This window comes from Paenibacillus periandrae (assembly GCF_022458865.1).
Taxonomy (GTDB): domain Bacteria; phylum Bacillota; class Bacilli; order Paenibacillales; family NBRC-103111; genus Paenibacillus_S; species Paenibacillus_S periandrae.
Genome location: NZ_JAJNMU010000034.1, coordinates 19,768 through 37,347, shown reverse-complemented (window position 1 = coordinate 37,347; position 17,580 = coordinate 19,768). Strand labels below are relative to the sequence as shown.

The window sequence follows — 17,580 nt, the reverse complement described above, 5'->3', positions numbered from 1 at the left end:
CGCGGTGAGTGCGAGATCGAATTATGAAAGCTCGAAGAGAATTCAGGAGCGCACCGGCCTTTGGCCAATGACTTCCTGTACGCAATCATTTCATCGTTGTGTTCCCGGTTTTGATTGACTCTAGCTTCCGAATACCCTGTTGCCTTTACAATCAATATAAATAGGATTCCCCCTACTTGTAGTTGAAAAATTTAGAGAGCTGTATAAGCTGCATTAACTCTTCCCTTACCATAACGACGAATGGGAAACCCATTAATCGACAAAAGGGTTGAAAAATGATTATTCAGATGTTCTAGAATCACATTCAGCCGCTCGGTTCAATAAAAGTGCCCTTTCACGCTCATTCCTCGGATAAAGCATCTATGGAAACGATGTGGGTTGTTCGATAATTCTTATAATCTTTCCATTCGAGAAGAAACTTGTCTCGAAGTGCATTGTAATAAGTAAGAGCCATTTGAATTTTTTCTTCTTTAACACAAATGAAGACTGATCAGATGCCAACCCAGTAAAGTCACAATCAGTCCGGATCAGCGGACTAGGGTATGTAGTCCTTAAACTGTTGTTAGTGTGGCTGCAGCAATATTGAGGTAACCGAATCAAACTCGGACAAGTGGACTTTTACTTGCCCCCTCTATTAGCATGGTTGGTCGGCTTTTAGGGGCTGCATAAGGGTTGATAAATATCGCTTCGATAATCATCATGAGCAGCATATGCACACCGGATCCCAGGGACAATCGTAAAGAGGAATTCCTACATGTTTCTGCGCCGGAGTTGTCAATTTTTTTAAATTTCATTGCCTTTAGGCAGATATACGGTAAATATAGTACCTTCATCAGGCTGACTCGCAACGCGGATGAAGCCCCCGTGGGCTCTTATAAAATGATGGACGATGGATAATCCGAGCCCCGTACCGCCTGTATGCCGCGAGCGCGCTTCTTCTACGCGGTAAAATCGATCGAATAGGTGAGGCAACTCGTCCGCGGGTATTCCGATGCCGGTGTCGATCACCGAGACACACGCAAAGAAAGCATTCCGGTCAACGACCCAGTCTTCGATTTTAACCGTAATCTTCCCTCCACAAGGCGTATAACGAATCGCATTGGCCAGCAAATTAATGAAAACCTGCGTGATCCGTCTCGCATCCACCATCATGGTAACCGGTCTTGAATTCGTACAGAGGCGAATATCCAATCCGTTTTCTTCCGCTTCGTATCTCACGTCATCCACGATTCGTTCCAGGTGTGCAATCAGATCGAGCGGTTTGCGGTCGAGCGACAACCGGCCCGCTTCGGCGAGCGATAAGACATGAAGGTCGTCCACAAGCTGGTTGAGCCGGATGACCTCGTCATGAAGCCGAAGCAGCATTTCCGGCGAGATATGATGACCGGCCTGCTGATAATTTTCCAGTTTAAGCTGCATAACGGACAGCGGTGTGCGAAGCTCGTGAGCGACATCAGCCACCAACCGTCTTCGGGCTTCTTCGGCTTCACGCAGGCGAAACGTCATATCATTGAACGTTTGAGCGACTTTTCCATACTCATCTTTCGTGTCTACAGGTACTTTGACGTTCAGGTCACCCTGCGCCACGCGCTCTATGGCGGCTATAAGATTTTTGAGCGGGTGGGTCAGAACCCCCGATAACCAAAAACTGAAAATCAACCCGATCGCGCCAAAAAAGAGCAACCGCGCGCCATGCGTGGCTTGAAGCAGTGCGTCCAGCCGCGTGTTGCCAAGGAAATAAGATTTAAAGATTTCGAATTGCTCTTCGGGCGCGGCGCTCAAATAGTCGGCATTGATTTGTTCCCTTTGAAATTGATCGATCAAGTCGGCTGTATAGACTTGCGTTGTCAGAGAGAAAGTGAAGCTTATAATGAGCACGAGCAGTACCATATAAGCAAATATTTTCATGCGGACCGTCATCTTCATGAACGTTCACCGAATCGGTAACCGAAACCGTATACCGTTTGAATATAACGGGGAGTGGCTGGATCATCTTCCAACTTGCGGCGAAGATTCCGGATATGGGAATCCATCGTTCTTTCGTATCCCATGTATTCATCCTCCAAAGCAGCCTTTAACAATTGCAAACGGCTGAAGACGATACCGGGACGAGCTGCCAGCGTGAACAGAATTTTGAACTCGGTCGGTGTCAATTGGACTTCCTGACCGTCTTTGAACACCTGACATTTGGCCTCGGAAATGATCAAGTTGTCTCTTTCCAAGAACATCGACCTGTCTTCAGGTCCGCGCAGGCGGCGTAGTAGAGCCCGGATGCGAGAAGCGAGCTCACGCAAGCTGAACGGCTTCGTTAAATAATCATCCGCGCCGATTTCCAGACCGACGATTTTATCCGATTCATCCGATCGGGCCGTAACCATAATAATGCCGCAATGTGACGTTTGCCTTATTTCGCGGCAAACGTCGATTCCGATTTTCCCGGGGAGCATCCAATCCAGCACGACGAGATCAGGCCGCTCAGAATGGGCAATTAGGAGCGCTTCCTTGCCGGTACAGGCGGTCAATACCCGGAACCCTTCACGCTGCAAATAAGTTTGCATCTCCTCCAGCATGCTCGGTTCGTCCTCCACAAGCAACAATTTCGTTTCCATTCCCACCACATCTTTCCCCTTTAGTCTGCTTCCATCGACGAGAGTGATATCGCTTACCGAAATTATACCGTGATTTGGCAGGTTCTTAAAGAAATGCACGCAAAGAGAGGAAGATCTGCATAAGTTCTCGACATTTGTTGTGTAAACTGGCTGTGAAAGGAGAGAAATAATCATGAAAGTCAAACTCGTTTCATTCGCAATTTTTTCTGTATTTCTACTTGTGCCGACGATTGCCTTTGCTGAAGGGACTGGTGTTGGTTATGGTAGTATCACCCCCGGGCGGCTCTTGACTTTTGCGGCTGGGTTGATTGGGCTAAGCAGCGCGGTTGTTGCTGGGATCGCTCGCGCCCGTCCAACCAGTCGTTTTGCCACTGGTCAATGGCCTGTTATGTCTATCGTGTTGAGTCTGTTTTGTGTGCTTCTCTCTGCGTTTCATCTAGCCGTTACCCCTAGTAGTTTCAACACTGGCAACGGGCGTGCAGGAGCGATCCTAGCGATCGCGATTGGGCTGATCGGCTTGGTGCTTGCTGGAATGGCTTGGACCCGCGCTCTTCGTAACAAATAATTCGACTATTTTTTCTGTTCCTCTTGAGAACGTGCTTTTTGGAGGGCGCAAGAGGAGATTTTGTAATGACAGTGAAAGGAGAATAAGCGTGAAAATATTTTGTGTACTTCTATTTGTGCCAACATTTGCCTCAGCTGAACAGGTCTACGGTTTTACTTCCGCACGAATCAGTATTCTCGTGACCGTGGTGATGGGGTTGGGCAGTGTGGTCATCAGTTGGTGGTCTTTGGCCCGTGCCTCTGATCGTTCCGGCAAAGGTAATTGGCGAATTGGGACCATCGTGGCCGTTGTGTTGGCATTGATTGTCTATTTCATCGCTGGGCCGCATTTTGGTCACACTCCTGGCGATATTGGTTCCGGTAACGGGCGAGGCGGTGCCGCCTTTGCCGTCATACTGTCGATCATCACGATCGTCCTCTCTGGAATGGCTTGGATCGCCTCCCGATATCGCACTAGCTGAACCGAATTACAAGCCATTTCATAAACCAAATATGGCGAATGAACAGAGTGACGAGGCGATGTTCGATGGTAAGCGTGGCGAAACTTGTTTCTGAGCGAAGCGAGTTTTTTACACAAAGTATACGAGTATCGCTATGGCGCTAAAGCGCCAAGTCTCACTATGTTGCACCGTCCACCGAACGGCGACCCATAATATAATGCTACAAAGAAACTAGACAGCGAAAAGGAGTAGATTTAGTTGTATGACAAACAAAAGAAGAAAGTTCACTCCCGAACAAAAAGCTCGTCTGGTACTAGAAATGTTAAAAGAAGAAAAATTGGTTCACAGCCTGTCTCGGAGCATGGCATTCACACGAATGTCCTCAACTGGTGGAAAGCCGAAGCCGTCCAGAATCTCTCGGAACAGTTTGTAGATGATCGCAATGGCATCACAAAGAAGAAGAAAGACTACGAAAAGCATATCGATGGATTCTACGCTGAAGTGGGCTAGCTCACTACCCAATTATCGTGGATCAAAAAAAATCTGGCCTCTAATTGGTCTCGCTTGGAGCGTATGGATCTCCTCGACTGGGAACACCCCGACATTTCCGTCGTAGCTCAAGTGGATCTATTAGGCCTCAACCGCAGCAGCCTGTACTACCAGTCGATCCCACCCTCTCCGGAGGAAATTCGCCGCAAGCACCGGATTGATGAACTGTATACAGCGCATCCGTTCATGGGTTATCGAACGATTGCCACCGTGATGAATCGGGAAGGAGAGGATATCACGAAAACACCGTCAGACGCTTTATGCGTTAAATGGGTTTGATGGCCATTTACCCAGATCCGAATCCGAGCAAACGGGATTACCAGCACTGGACGTATCCTTATTTGCTCCGGAAGCTCCCATCACGCAGCCGGACCAGGTCTGGAGTGTAGACATTACATACGTGCGGATGAAGCATGGATGTATATATACGCTGTCATGGACTGGTATTCCCGATTCATTGTGGATTGGGAACTCGATCAAGTTTAGAAATCGTTTGTATTGGAAACGATGAAACAATAAATTGGAGGAATGAGCATATGAAAATGAAACTAGTTTCAATCGGAATACTCTGTACGCTTCTACTTGTACCAACGATTGCCTTTGCTGAAAATAAAGTCGGATATGTAATCACGACCGGGCGAATCTGGTCCACGGTAGACGCGTTAGTGGGGCTGATGAACGCAATCTTTGCTGGGCTGTCTCTATCCCGCTCCATCCGTCGTATAGGCAATGGTGGGCGAAACGGGGCCATCATATCCGTAGTGGTAGCGCTGATCGTCATTGTCTATGCTTTAATTCATATGACCATGTTCCCTGGTAATTTCGGCACTGGCGACGGAAGAGCTGCGGCTGTCATCGCCATCGTGACGGGGATCATAAGCTTAGTTCTTGCCGGTATCACTCTGATCCGCTCCCACCGTGCTGGCTGACCTAAATGGGTTTGAATATCTTGATCTGAATTTTAGGTAAAAGGTTATCTGGTTAATCCAAACCCAGATAACCTTTTTTGATAGGCTGTGTTAAATTTTATTACTGATTTTCGATTAAATCAAATAGGCCCATGAATAAATTCATAAGTATTGAACTCCAATTGGAAGATTTGTCCCACATTCCTCTTCCCGTGTGTCATACAATGTATTATCTAAATTAGCATGAAAAGGTTCAAGAGGGAAGGAATTTGTTTACAGAAATCGATTTCTTCCAGTCAATCGGGTACAATTCGGTCATCCCGATCTCATCAACAAATAACCGTCCCCAAAACTGAAGCTCCTCTGGGCACGGCATTATTTTCTTGAGTATAGATAACTATTTCCGCAGACATGTTGATTAACTAAATTTTGTAACTCTAACCTCATCAGAGACATACGTTTGAATAAAGCGCTGAATACAAACGATCCATTCAACGGGTAACTTAGCAAAGCGTTTAAGTGCCATCAATATCTACATGACCATGACCTGTATTCCCTACGCTGGCAAATCGAGAATTTATTTAAAACGTGGAAATCCATCTTCCATATTGACCGATGCAAGCCGGTCAAAACCGAACGTTTTGAATGTCATGTATACTGGCAGTTGATCGCCATTTTGCTTAGTTCTTCTCTCTTGTTTCAGATGGCAGGCTTTTGTTAATGAAGACAAAGAAAGAAGCCAGTGAATTCAAAGTAATATTGCTCACTACTGATGCCTACAATTTCCTGTCCCGTCAAAGCCCGATACATCTCTCTCTGAACATTTTATTTGTGACAGCGCTCATCGTTACGCTCCCCTTGTACCGCTTCCTTATCATTTGCACTGCTTTCGGAAATCCAGTACTCCAGATAGGTACAAAATCGACCCGCATATAGTATGAATTTCCCCAGTAAGAATCGATGAAAATATAGATTTAGACGTCCATGCCGCTAACGCGGCACCATCAGATGATGAAATACAGTTATTTCAGGATAGACTGACGCAAATATAAAACCAGCTGCAGTTTATGAGCTGAAAATAAGTTCTAGACTGCCGCTGAAAATAAAGTTTTTACAGTAATACAAACACATTCCAAACACTTTCTGTTTTTGTGATTTAACTTCCAAAGTTTTGGAAAATTGATTACAAAGCAAAGACTGGAGAACTTTTTTTCCCATAGTACTTACCCACCGCAGTTTAGTCCAATGGAATTATGTTTACTCCGTCGGGAATGTACTAAGGTTCTTGTCATTTATAGGAAATGTAATAAGGTTCTTGACATCAACCGATGACAAGAACCTTATTACATAACTAAAAAAAGCCGTAATTTAAGCGACTTTCAATGTAATAATGATGTTGACTTCCAACAGGTGAAAAAAATGATGATGTCGTAAAGAAGCAAAAGGAGCTGCTTCGGCAGCTCCTTCATCGTTTGTATAGTCCTTCATTGAACTAACGTACCCGTTCGTAATCAGCCAAATACTACGAAGCTTGAATGCGGTGTTATGCCAAGGCACCTTTCGAGCATATTTCCAAATTTCATATGTCCTCTCCTTAAAAGGTTACTATCACTTTTCCTTCGGAGTGGCCAGTAGAAATCTTTATTTAAAGCCATATTAATGTCATCAAAATTGTAAACTGAATCTATAGCGGGATTAATATCTTCATCCTCAACTAGTTTCGTCAGTTTTTGTAATTGCCTTCCATTGGCGGACACGAATAAGAAGTGATATTCTTTATTATGTTTAGCTGCTAATCGATCTAAACGAGCACCTACTAAACCAAATAATAGCTTTTTCCATATTGGAAATTTGTTTTCAGCAGCAAAGCGGTAATTGGGTAAAGCTTTCAATGATACCAATTTCCCTTGGGGTTTGAGAATAGCAAGTTCCGTTTTAATTTCTTTTGCCCCTAATGTATCGATAACATAATCAATATTAGATAGCAAATCAAAATAATTTTCCTCTTTATAGTTAATGAATTGATCAGCGCCGATGGACAGTGTACGTGATCTACCTCTTTCACTGCCGCTCGTAATCACATATAAGCCCATCGATTTGGCAATCGGGATTGCCATCATACCAAAGCCGCCGGTTCCTCCAGGAATAAATAGCTTTTTATCGGGCTGAACATGCAGTACATCATGCAAGGCTTGATATGCAGTCAAAGCCGTGAGGGGGACTGCGGCGGCCTCAATAAAAGAAAGATTTTTAGGCATAACGGAAATCGCATCCTCATGAACTGCCGCATACTCAGCAAAAGCTCCGATTTTATTTATTGGTAACCTTGTATAAACTGGATCTCCAACCTTGAATTTCACAACATCTTTTCCAACAGCCTCAATAACGCCGGATAGTTCGTTTCCTAAAGTTAAAGGGAAGTCATAATCGGCAACCATTCGAATACTACCATTTAAAATAAGGATGTCTAAAGGATTTACACCTGCAGCTTTTACTTTGATAAGAACCTCATGATTATTGATTTCCGGTATTTTTATATTGTTTATATCTACTTGGATTTGTTTTGAATATTTTTTCATTTGCGCCGCTTTCAATTCTTCATCTTCTCCTTTTTTCATTTATCTTAATTCCACATTCGTTTATTGGAAAAATTGATGGCGTACTTTAATTTGTACGCCATCATAAAGCAATATCCATGTTATTCTTTACTGTTGTTGAGATTGAAGTTCTTTCATCGTAGGATAATCTGTGTAACCCTCGTTTCCATGACTAGCGTACAATGTTTTACGATCTGCTTCATTCAAAGGAAAGCCTTCTTTAAGACGTTCAACTAAGTCCGGATTAGCTAATGACCAAACTCCGACTGGCGCCATATCAGCAAGGCCATTATCAATATCTGCACTAAGATCTTCTAGAGCTCGTCCAGCTCTATTGACTAATAATGGATTTGGCCAGATGTTGCGAATTTCACGGAGAAGTGTTTCGTTCCCTAAATGCATAACATGGAGGTAAGCTAAATTATATTGTGCTAATTCTTTTACAAGGTGAAGATAAACTTCAGGACCGTGTTCGCCCTCATCAATTCCGTTAAGAGGTGTTCCCGGCGAAATACGGAAGCCTGTTCGTTCGGCTCCAATTTCTTCAACGATTGCTTTCGTTACTTCAATTCCAAAGCGAGCGCGGTTCTCTATCGATCCACCGTATTTATCCGATCGTGTATTAGAATTCGCTCCAATAAATTGATTAATCAGATAACCATTGGCCCCATGAATTTCAACGCCGTCAGCTCCGGCTTTAATAGCTGCCGCTGCTGCTTTCCGGAAGTCTGCAATTGTCGTCTGGATATCTTTTTCACTTAACTCTCTTGGAACGGGTATTTCCTGCATCCCTTTCGCCGTAAACATTTCTACACCGGGTGCGATTGCAGATGGTGCAACGGGTTGACGATGATGTGGTGTATTGTCGGGGTGCGAAACACGACCGACATGCATTAATTGGATAAATATAAATCCACCTGCTTCATGTACCGCATCCGTAACCTTTTTCCAACCTTCAATATGCTTTTCCGTATAGATGCCCGGTGACCTTAAGTAACCTTGACCATCATCAGAAGGTTGTGTGCCTTCAGTAATAATTAAACCCATCGATGCTCTTTGAGCATAATAAAGGGAAGTTAGCTCTCCCGGGGTACCATCCTCTTGCGCTCTACTACGTGTCATTGGTGCCATCGCTAACCGATGGGGTAATTCCAGGTTGCCAATTTTCGTTTTGCTCCACAGTTTTTCCATTTTTAAAAACCCCTCTTTGAATTGAGTTTATTTTATTAGCTTCAATGTTTCTTTCGATTAACGGTGCACTTTAGCCTGTGCGGATCTGACCGCATTTATCATGAGCTTGCGAGGCAGCAACCGCGGTAAGAACGCCATGAACTTGTTACGCCCCCCTGTTATGATTAAAGTCTTGCCCCGCAAGAATTCGCGATATCCTATGTCAGCCACCTGCCCCACCTCCATGACGCCGCTTCTAAACAGCTTTGAGGTGGCTAGCCCAGCACGATCGACAAAACCAGTTGCTGTCGCTCCTGGACAGAGTGCGGACAAAGTCACACCTGTGCCGCGCAGCTCATTCTCCAAAGCCTCAGTGAACGATAGTACGTACGCTTTTGTAGCGTAGTAAACTGCCATCAGTGGTCCAGGAAAGAAAGCCACCAACGAAGCCACATTCAGTACCCCACCTTGGTGCCTTTTGACCATATCCGGTAAGAAAACCTTTGTCATTACAGTCAGAGCCTTGATATTAATGTCGATCATATTGATCTCTTGCTCCAACTCTGTCTCCAAGAATTCTCCGTATAAGCCGAAGCCCGCATTATTAACAAGAAAGTCGACGGTGATCCCTTTTTCTTTAAGCTCCCTGTAGATTTCCTCCGCCACGCCAGGTAACGCAACATCTTTGGCGAAGTATGTCGTTTGGACACGGTACTTTTCCCGATATTCCCTCGCGATATCCACGAGCTTTTCCTCGCTGCGTGCGACCAGCACCAAGTCGTATCCGTCTTTAGCGAAACGATCCGCCAGCTCTTTTCCAATTCCGCCCGAAGCTCCGGTAATTAGTACAGTTTTGCTCATCATTTAAGCTGTGGGTAAATAGCTGCTATACCGCCAGCGAGAGCACGCTGGAGTTGACGGCTCGGTTCATCAGCAAGAATTTCAAAGCTATCGGACTCTATTCCATCAATTGCAATTTTTGCAATATCAGCCGGGTTGGACTTAGGAGCTACAACGCCTGATGTCATGTCTGTATCCATAAAGCCCACATGCAAGCCAGTTACTCTCACATTTTGAGGATACAGATTTAAGCGCAAATCGTTCGTCATTGCCCACGCAGCCGCCTTTGCAGCCGAATAAGCGCCTTCACTCCCCCCACTACTGAACCATGATAATGCGGAAAGGATATTCAGTATGGATCCCCCACCATTATTAATAAGAATAGGTGAGAAATTGCGAATCATGGATAACGTGCCGAAGAAGTGCGTATTAAATTCCAACTGTATTTGATCGAGATCACCGTTAAGCAAAGTAGCTCCTGTAGCCGAGCCTGCATTGTTGATCAGAAGCGTAACATCTTGAGCGGCCATAGCAGCTGCCGCTACCTCTTGAGGGTTCGTAATATCAAGCTTTACAGGAATTGCACCGGGAATGTCAATGGACTGCGGATTTCTGGCTCCGGCATACACCTTAGCTCCTCTGGATAGAAGTTCAAGGGCGAGATACCGACCAAAACCTCGGTTCGCGCCAGTGACAAATGCAACTTGTTGAGAAATATTCATTGTTATGTGCTCCTTTTATTTATGAAAATGTTTTTTGAAGCTATTCGCGTTGTGATACGTAGTAGATACGGTAAGCGAGTATTGCTCGATATTCGTCCCTTATCGGGAACGACCATTCCCAATTTCACAAAAAAAAACTGCGTGCCTTGTCCTGTTGTTTTTGTGTGTTGTGTTGTTTGTTATTTTAACTGCCCTGATAAACTTCATTGTAAAGTAAAGCTTTAGAGCTTCTTTTTTGCGATTATTTTTGAGAATGTTCATTCTAAAATATGCATAAAATAAATCGATCTGAAAGAGCATGGATTAGCAGGGAAACTTTTCACAACTGAACTGACTACACTCATTCTTCCAAAAGTTTCATCGAAATATGAATAATACGGTGAAGCTTTTCTTTGGAAGCCGAGGTTCTTGCAATTACCCTTAACCCAATCCATACATTATGCAGGTATTCCGCCAATTCCTCAGCATTGTATGTGGAGGTGAATTCACCTTCACGCTGTCCCCAAAGAATAATCTCCTTGAGCAATTGCTCTGCTGTCGTGAATGCTTTCGTGGCCTTGCTGTCCACCTCGACGTCGCGCGCCGCCAATTCTACGGCCGAATTCACCATTAAGCAGCCGGCTGGCGAGTCCTCATCCCCGTCGATCATGAAGCTAAAAATAAACTGTAATGCCTCGAATGCGGTCTTGGATCGTTTAACCTCTCTTGCAAGCGCGGCGCTGATTTTGTCGTCAAACCGCTCCATCGCTTTCAAGAACAGACTATGCTTATCTCCAAAAGTATCATACAAGCTTCTTCGATGAATACCCATATGCTCAACCAACTCGGTCATGGACGTTTTCTCGTACCCCTGCTCCCAAAAGAGCCGCATTGCCTTATCCAAGACCTCTTTCTCTTCAAACTCCTTGCTTCTCGCCATTCCCATCTCCCTCCCTCAATTAATATAACATATTGAGAACGATCAGTAAAGAATCGAAATATGACACAATATTCCATTGAGTGCTACACCGCTAATGCTGATCGCGCGAAAGACGACGTCTGAGCAGCCGTTGAATATTTCTCCTGTCATCTCATCTAAGGAAGTGGAAGGCTTATCTTCTCCTACAGGAATCTGTTTTTGTCTCTCCACGTACACGTTCTTTGTTTTTCTTTTTCCGAACAACTTCCTAAGCATCGCATCCCTCCTCTAGCAGAGGTAGTTTTCGCATTTAACTAATTTTTATGTATCGATATCCAGAGGAAGCGAAAAACGAAAAAGCCCGCTTGTTAGGCGGGATAGTTGAAAGACATCATATGCCCTTACGAGGGTAATGAAGTAACCAAACGAGTTAGGAATTGCTCCCCCAAAATGACTTATAACTATTTCCTATCTCTTAGCGCTTATAACCTTCCCCACCTTTAAGAGCATTCATAATAAGTAGCATCCAATCATTCCTATTTCTTACATATCCTTACCATTCCGAATAACCCGTATGGTTTCAGTACATATTCCGATACAGAATCATTTCCTTCACATCTGAACGCACCCGAATTTGTAAATATGCTACGCCCCTCTACCTGGTGGAACGGCCCAAAAAGATTTCTCGGGCTGCCCATTACTTCAATATCAATGGAATTATCACCTTCCTCCAGGTATTCCGTGATATCTATTCGGTTTGCTGCACGCCACGGAACATAGCCAGCAGTTACACCATTCACCCTTACCTCGACCGTCACCGCATTATATTCTCCTAGCTCCAAGACAGCCCTTTCTCTAGTTTTCAGATTGGCATCCCAAACGAAATGGTACACAATACTACCTGGATAATTGGGGTAGCCTTGTAAGCACCAATCTCCAAAACGCAAGACTCTAGGCTCATTCACGATATTTCTTTCCGAATCCACCCCAAAATCTCCAATAATATAACAATCTTCTATTTCCATACGGTTTAAATACTCACAGGACAGATGCAATTCATTAAGACCTTTTTTTATTCCGGAAAGTCTTATTTTATTATAGTATTATCGGTGACTTTCATATCGCTCAGGATATCGCGCAGGAGTCTCCCATGAAAAATAAAGCCGAAGTAACTTAAAAAGACAATAGTTAATAAGACGCGGCTCATTCATTTTTTAAAAAAGAGTGCAGCGCCTGGGATAAAAAAATGGTAACTTGAAGAATTTAGGAAGCTCCAGTAATAGTCACAGAATAACCTAAGTTTTCTAGGCGTCGTATTGCGTACTTTACAATAGATTGTTGCTTTTGTTTGTCAAAATAATCTTCACCTAAGTCTACATACATTTCCTTACGTGTTAAAAGATAGAAGGAAATTCTTAACATAGCATGAGCCACATTTATGGCTGCTCGTTTTTTTCCTTTTCGTGTGGCTGTACGTCTATACATGGCACCGAGATAGTTTTTTGACGCTGCAACAGAATGGGCTGCTTCAACTAAGGCAGATTTCAGATATTTGTTTCCGTTCTTGGCTTTGGTAGATTTCCTTTTTCCTGCACTTTCGTTATGTCCAGGTACGAGTCCTGCCCATGAGCATAAATGTGCTGCACTCGGAAACTGCTTCTTAATGTTCGTCCCGATTTCCGCTAAGATTTGTTCTGCCATTCGAGTGGCTATACCAGGGATTGAATCTAAACGTTCAACATCTTCATGAAACGATTCTACCCGCATAGCAACTTCCTGATCGAGTACTTCAACTTGTTCACTTAAAAAATCAATGTGAGTTAAGATGGTTTTAATCATCAGACGCTGGTGAGGGTTTACATAGCCTTGAAGAGCCAATTCAAGTTCGTCCTTTTTTCGCTTCAGGGTGCGTCTAGCGAAGCTCACTAGTTTTTCGGGATCATCTTCACCATCTGCAATGGCACGCAGCATATCACGAGAAGAAACGCCCATAATATCTGACACAACAGAGCCGAGCTTAATATTTGCTCCTTCTAGCACTTTTTGAATTCGATTGTGTTGTCTTGCTCTTTCTTCAATGATACTACGACGATACCGAACCAGCTCTCGAAGCTCCCGTTGATTGCGATCCGGAATAAAACTTGCTTTGAGTAACCCATGACGAAGAAGCTTTGCAATCCATTCTGAATCCTTAACATCTGTTTTACGTCCAGGCAGTGCTTTCATATGCTGAGCATTGACCACTAAAAATTCAATTCCTTCAGCTTCTAATAGATTGACAATAGGCTTCCAAAATACCCCTGTGCTTTCCATAGCAACGTGAGTACATTCATGTTGTTTAATCCAATCGATTAGTTGTAACAGAAACACAGTTTTAGTTGAAAACGTTTGAATCTCCTTTCCCTTCGACGTAAGAATACATGCTGTAATGTTGTCCTTATGAATATCCATACCGCATGCTCGTTCAATGACAACTTCCATCTTAAAAACATCCTCTCTATGGCTCAATCAGAGTAGAGGCTGGTGCAAAAATCAGAGTAGGATTAGTCTCCCATGAGTGCTTCCCGAAAGGGAGCGACAATCTGTGATGCACCGTGATCGTTGGAGTCAGACTAACGGATGGGCTCTAACGCACCATAGCTCATCGACCTTCCTCTCCCAGCCATAGTAGCAGTATTGACGGATTCTTCGACCCATTTTCATCATCTGTGGTGCAGCGCTTGCGCTGCATGTATGACTAACGGGAGATTACTTTAACATGAATACGGAATGTTTCAGGGTTTGAGTTAAATATAATTAATCTTTCCCTTTATTGTGGGTGAACTTTATGTTATGATTCTGTTGCTGTAATAATAAATCGTAACGAGGTGAGGACAATGAAAACAAAAACAACATATACGTCCTATCCTCATATTGTTTTTTAGCTACTTTTTACGAATTCATTAGGCTCTGAGGGTAGGATTCCCCTCAGGGCTTTTATATTTAGACAGAAGGAAAGTTTAGGTTTTCTTTCCTGTTTATGACAGCCACTCAGGGAGTGGCTGTTATTTTTTTTAGTCAATAAGATTGGTCAAGGCAACAATAGTGGTTTTATTTTGAAATTGCTCGGGATTTAATCGTTTGGGGGAATAAGTAATTGAACTTGAATTACCTAGGCTGGAATTCATTTTTCGTGGAAAATTTCAAACAGTGCCGGTTTAAGTTTGAGCAGGTTCATAACTGGAGATTAGTGGGCGATGATACGTTTTGTCGTTGCCTTGTTCCAAAGGATAAGGGTCCCCCTTCTTGAGATATCGTTTTCAACTTCGGCACTTGTTTCCGTTATTCACCTCTTTCCAAATATGAAAGGATGATGTTTTATTAAAAGACTCGCTCAATATTTTCGATCATTACAATCCGATCAGTCAACTTACGGTATGATTTATGAAGGTTCATACTTGGATGATGGTGGTACGATATCTGACCCAACCTATTGGTATAATGATGTTGCTTATTATATTGAACGGACGCATAAACTCACTTTGGATAAACCATGTATCACCATAAAAATACCTTTTGACCGTCTCGGCTTAGACGAAACGAATCCAGTTGTTCTCTCCGATTTTGCATTAAGAGAATGGGTTAATCATATTGAAGCATTAAATAAATTGATTTATAACCGGTCACGTTCTGATAAGGAAAATGGTGCATTTTATTGTTTCCGCCCAACGAATGTGGTGTTAAAACGTAATGCATCGTTTGTCGAAAGCTTTTCAGAAAAATGGTATTTGTGCTTAATGATTACAGTCCAACTCCCATTTAAGAACAACGATAAGGCTATGCGTATGCTCTGCAAAATGCTTCCAAAAAAAGTGGAGGAGTTAATTTCAGGGTTTGATCACATCAAATTAAATGCTGCCGTCGAATTGGAAAATAAACAAAATTTGATTCGCGAATGGCTGAAATCCAGTGATTATTGTGCATTTATTGCCAATGGCAGCATTTTACCAAGAAATAAAGACAATAGCAGTCCACTGGAGGGTGCACTGCCTTTTACATCTCCGGAAGATATTGAAATTGAAATTTTTGGTTTTAGAGGGATGGGAATAAAACGTGGTGTGACCGTCATCACTGGCGGCGGCTATTCGGGTAAAAGCACAATGTTGGATGCGCTAAATTCGGGGATATACAATCACAGCCTAGGCGACGGACGAGAATTAGTGATTACAGACCAAACCGCAATGGAAATATCGGCTGAGGAAGGTCGTTCAATAAAAAATATCAATATCACGCCTTTCATAAAATGGATACCTAATGGTTCGGCTGAACAGTTTTCAACTGACTACGCCTCAGGTTCCACATCGCAAGCAGCGAATATTATGGAGGCAATCGACTACGGGTGTAAGCTTCTTCTTATTGATGAAGACAGAAGTGCCACGAATTTTATGATACAAGACATCAAGATGCGTTCATTAATCAAACGTGAACCTATTACACCTTTTACGGAACGTGTTAGGGAGCTTTATGAATCTGTCGGCGTTTCTTCCGTCTTGGTCATTGGAGGAAGCGGTGAATTTTTATCCGTTGCCGATCAAATTATCCTGTTGGACAATTTCGTGCCAAAAAACGTTACGCAGGAAGCAAAAAGTTTATGCGAACACGACAAACCATGCGAACGTATTCCCTTTACAAATTGGGAGATAGAAAGAAAAATTAGCGCAGATCGCTTTTCGAGCTATCCACAGGGAAGTGGTACAGAAAAGCTGATGGTTTCAACCATGGAATATATCGTGATAGGTGATGAACAAATTGATATCAGAGGGCTTTACAATATCACATCAAACGCCCAACTTGTAGCTATTGCCTTTTTGATTCGAAAACTCGCTATAAGTAATCAGGATAGCGTAATCTTTATTCAAGAAAAGATTAATAAAGCTCTTAAAGATATGGAAAGGGAAGGCTTAGATACTGTATTTTCTTCCTTTTTTCCTGGATTCGAAAGATGGCTTGAATTACCAAGAATTAATGAAGTATTATCTGTCTTTAACAGAATGAAACATTTGAATTTTATTCAGCTTTAGCCTTCAGTACACCTCTAATTAAGACATATTAATGGTTTGCATGTTACGCTAACGAGAGAACGTTAGTTTAACAAACAGGCTGCAATTGGTACATTTCTTACTCATAAAAAGAACTCTCCAGACGCGGAGGGTTCTTACATTTTTATCCATGTGTTTGCGGGTGGTGTCAGCTACGCTGGCATTACCCCTGGTATTGCGTCTAGTCTGAGTAATACCTTACGGCATTTTCATTGTTCTCCATGGTGAGCCAGATTTATACTCTGTTATAAGCCAAATTGTTTCCTTTTTTTCTATAATAACTTTATCATAGTAGGTTTGTTCATAGCCGTATCCATTCAGTGTTATTACGGCAACTGTGGCAATTCTTTTGTTTATTCCTGTCCACATAATACTTTTTATATCGTATCTCTTAATTTCTCCATACCAATGTCTATCATTATTTAATAAACCATGTGCCAAACTCGCTTTCTCTTCATTTGTTAAAATAGGGTTTTGAGAATAACCACTGAAATCTGTGTATTTATACATATTTGAATAGTCTTTTGCAATAAAAACATTGTAGAAGGCATTAATTAATGGTCCGATAGATTTGTTATCCATATTTCTTGTAAAAAAAATCCACCCTACCGATACCATTACTAGTACAATCAGTGATGAGTAGAAAATTTTTCTCATCTCTTACCCCCTAATTATAAATGGATGTCCTACATAGCCGAAATCAGCTTGTAGTCATTCCACCTATGGGTTTCCCCATATTACGTTCTGCATCATACCTTCTTTTCGCAAGCACTAAGTCTTGCAAAAGAGTAAGTGCATCCAATAAATTTTGCGGGAATAATATCTTTTCCTCTAGGTGCACTTTTGTCAGTCGTTAGAGTAATAGCCAAAATCGTCACCAACACGCTTATGATACCAACCAGTTCTCCGATCGCTATCTTTGTTCGTAACGTGTAGGAATCCCGTTCTTTTACACTATTTTACCAGTCCCCGAATTAACCCTAAAAATCATCTAGAGAATTTGGGTGTGTGTTTTTAATCCGAATTTCTTACGTTCAGCATGAATACTCCCGTCCGCTTTCTTGTGGAATCGCTTGGCTCCAGGGTCCAGTGGGTACCGGCTTCAGAGACAATCAACATCATGAGTAAATAAGCAGGCTAAGGAACCCTACCCCGTGAGTTATGGAGGAGGCCACTGCCGCTATTTACAGAAAGTTAATCTAAAT

General features: G+C 42.8%; 17 protein-coding genes and 2 pseudogenes. 7 read left to right on the top strand and 12 right to left on the bottom strand.

What is annotated here, in order from left to right; all coding sequences use genetic code 11:
• Positions 1 to 783: 783 nt before the first annotated feature.
• Positions 784 to 1,926, bottom strand: a complete 1,143-nt coding sequence (locus LRL21_RS38775; RefSeq protein ID WP_240421162.1) for a sensor histidine kinase — start codon at positions 1,924 to 1,926, stop codon at positions 784 to 786.
• Entirely contained in the window at positions 1,923 to 2,609 is a 687-nt protein-coding gene (locus LRL21_RS38770) for a response regulator transcription factor (protein WP_240421161.1), read from the bottom strand. The genes LRL21_RS38775 and LRL21_RS38770 overlap by 4 nt, the downstream gene beginning before the upstream one ends.
• 172 nt (positions 2,610 to 2,781) lie before the next feature.
• Between LRL21_RS38770 and LRL21_RS38765 the strand changes: the two genes are divergently transcribed.
• From LRL21_RS38765 to LRL21_RS38740, 6 genes and pseudogenes are all read left to right on the top strand, one after another.
• Positions 2,782 to 3,174, top strand: a complete 393-nt coding sequence (locus LRL21_RS38765) for a DUF6223 family protein (protein ID WP_240421160.1) — start codon at positions 2,782 to 2,784, stop codon at positions 3,172 to 3,174.
• 88 nt (positions 3,175 to 3,262) lie between these two features.
• Positions 3,263 to 3,634 carry a DUF6223 family protein gene (locus LRL21_RS38760; protein ID WP_240421159.1) on the top strand — a complete coding sequence of 124 codons (372 nt, stop codon included), beginning with the start codon at positions 3,263 to 3,265 and terminating at the stop codon, positions 3,632 to 3,634.
• A 237-nt stretch (positions 3,635 to 3,871) separates the two neighbouring features.
• Positions 3,872 to 4,123: a hypothetical protein gene (locus LRL21_RS38755; protein WP_240421158.1), complete on the top strand. Its 252-nt coding sequence runs from the start codon at positions 3,872 to 3,874 to the stop codon at positions 4,121 to 4,123.
• Between the two features lie 54 nt (positions 4,124 to 4,177).
• Complete coding sequence (locus tag LRL21_RS38750) at positions 4,178 to 4,441, top strand: hypothetical protein (RefSeq protein ID WP_240421157.1); 264 nt, start codon at positions 4,178 to 4,180, stop codon at positions 4,439 to 4,441.
• Positions 4,442 to 4,704: 263 nt separating this feature from the next.
• Positions 4,705 to 5,091 (top strand): DUF6223 family protein, encoded by a 387-nt coding sequence (locus tag LRL21_RS38745; RefSeq protein WP_240421156.1) that lies wholly within the window; start codon positions 4,705 to 4,707, stop codon positions 5,089 to 5,091.
• Positions 5,092 to 5,611: 520 nt separating this feature from the next.
• Positions 5,612 to 5,859 (top strand): annotated as a pseudogene (locus LRL21_RS38740) (transposase); the annotation flags it as partial.
• Between the two features lie 579 nt (positions 5,860 to 6,438).
• Here the strand turns inward: LRL21_RS38740 and LRL21_RS38735 are convergent.
• The 9 genes and pseudogenes from LRL21_RS38735 to LRL21_RS38695 all read right to left on the bottom strand — a co-directional run bounded on the left by LRL21_RS38735 (position 6,439) and on the right by LRL21_RS38695 (position 13,778).
• Complete coding sequence (locus LRL21_RS38735) at positions 6,439 to 6,627, bottom strand: hypothetical protein (protein ID WP_240421155.1); 189 nt, start codon at positions 6,625 to 6,627, stop codon at positions 6,439 to 6,441.
• 37 nt (positions 6,628 to 6,664) lie between these two features.
• Positions 6,665 to 7,688, bottom strand: a pseudogene (locus LRL21_RS38730) (NADP-dependent oxidoreductase).
• An 87-nt stretch (positions 7,689 to 7,775) separates the two neighbouring features.
• Positions 7,776 to 8,858 carry an alkene reductase gene (locus LRL21_RS38725; protein WP_240421154.1) on the bottom strand — a complete coding sequence of 361 codons (1,083 nt, stop codon included), beginning with the start codon at positions 8,856 to 8,858 and terminating at the stop codon, positions 7,776 to 7,778.
• Between the two features lie 57 nt (positions 8,859 to 8,915).
• On the bottom strand, positions 8,916 to 9,701 hold the full coding sequence (locus LRL21_RS38720) for an SDR family NAD(P)-dependent oxidoreductase (protein ID WP_240421153.1): 786 nt from the start codon (positions 9,699 to 9,701) through the stop codon (positions 8,916 to 8,918).
• Positions 9,698 to 10,399, bottom strand: coding sequence for an SDR family oxidoreductase (locus LRL21_RS38715; protein WP_240421152.1), 702 nt, complete (start codon positions 10,397 to 10,399; stop codon positions 9,698 to 9,700). The genes LRL21_RS38720 and LRL21_RS38715 overlap by 4 nt, the downstream gene beginning before the upstream one ends.
• Positions 10,400 to 10,739: 340 nt before the next feature.
• Positions 10,740 to 11,318 (bottom strand): TetR/AcrR family transcriptional regulator, encoded by a 579-nt coding sequence (locus LRL21_RS38710; protein WP_240421151.1) that lies wholly within the window; start codon positions 11,316 to 11,318, stop codon positions 10,740 to 10,742.
• A 42-nt stretch (positions 11,319 to 11,360) separates the two neighbouring features.
• Complete coding sequence (locus LRL21_RS38705; RefSeq protein ID WP_240421150.1) at positions 11,361 to 11,573, bottom strand: hypothetical protein; 213 nt, start codon at positions 11,571 to 11,573, stop codon at positions 11,361 to 11,363.
• A 260-nt stretch (positions 11,574 to 11,833) separates the two neighbouring features.
• Positions 11,834 to 12,322: a hypothetical protein gene (locus LRL21_RS38700; protein WP_240421149.1), complete on the bottom strand. Its 489-nt coding sequence runs from the start codon at positions 12,320 to 12,322 to the stop codon at positions 11,834 to 11,836.
• Between the two features lie 238 nt (positions 12,323 to 12,560).
• The gene (locus LRL21_RS38695) at positions 12,561 to 13,778 is read right to left on the bottom strand and encodes an IS110 family RNA-guided transposase (RefSeq protein WP_240421148.1); all 1,218 of its coding nucleotides are present in this window, start codon (positions 13,776 to 13,778) and stop codon (positions 12,561 to 12,563) included.
• Between the two features lie 956 nt (positions 13,779 to 14,734).
• On the opposite strand from LRL21_RS38695, the gene LRL21_RS38690 reads away from it, so the two are divergent.
• Positions 14,735 to 16,357 carry an ABC-ATPase domain-containing protein gene (locus LRL21_RS38690; RefSeq protein ID WP_240421147.1) on the top strand — a complete coding sequence of 541 codons (1,623 nt, stop codon included), beginning with the start codon at positions 14,735 to 14,737 and terminating at the stop codon, positions 16,355 to 16,357.
• Between the two features lie 216 nt (positions 16,358 to 16,573).
• Here LRL21_RS38690 and LRL21_RS38685 read toward each other — a convergent pair whose 3' ends face one another.
• Positions 16,574 to 17,032, bottom strand: coding sequence for a hypothetical protein (locus LRL21_RS38685; protein ID WP_240421146.1), 459 nt, complete (start codon positions 17,030 to 17,032; stop codon positions 16,574 to 16,576).
• Between the last annotated feature and the right edge of the window lie 548 nt (positions 17,033 to 17,580).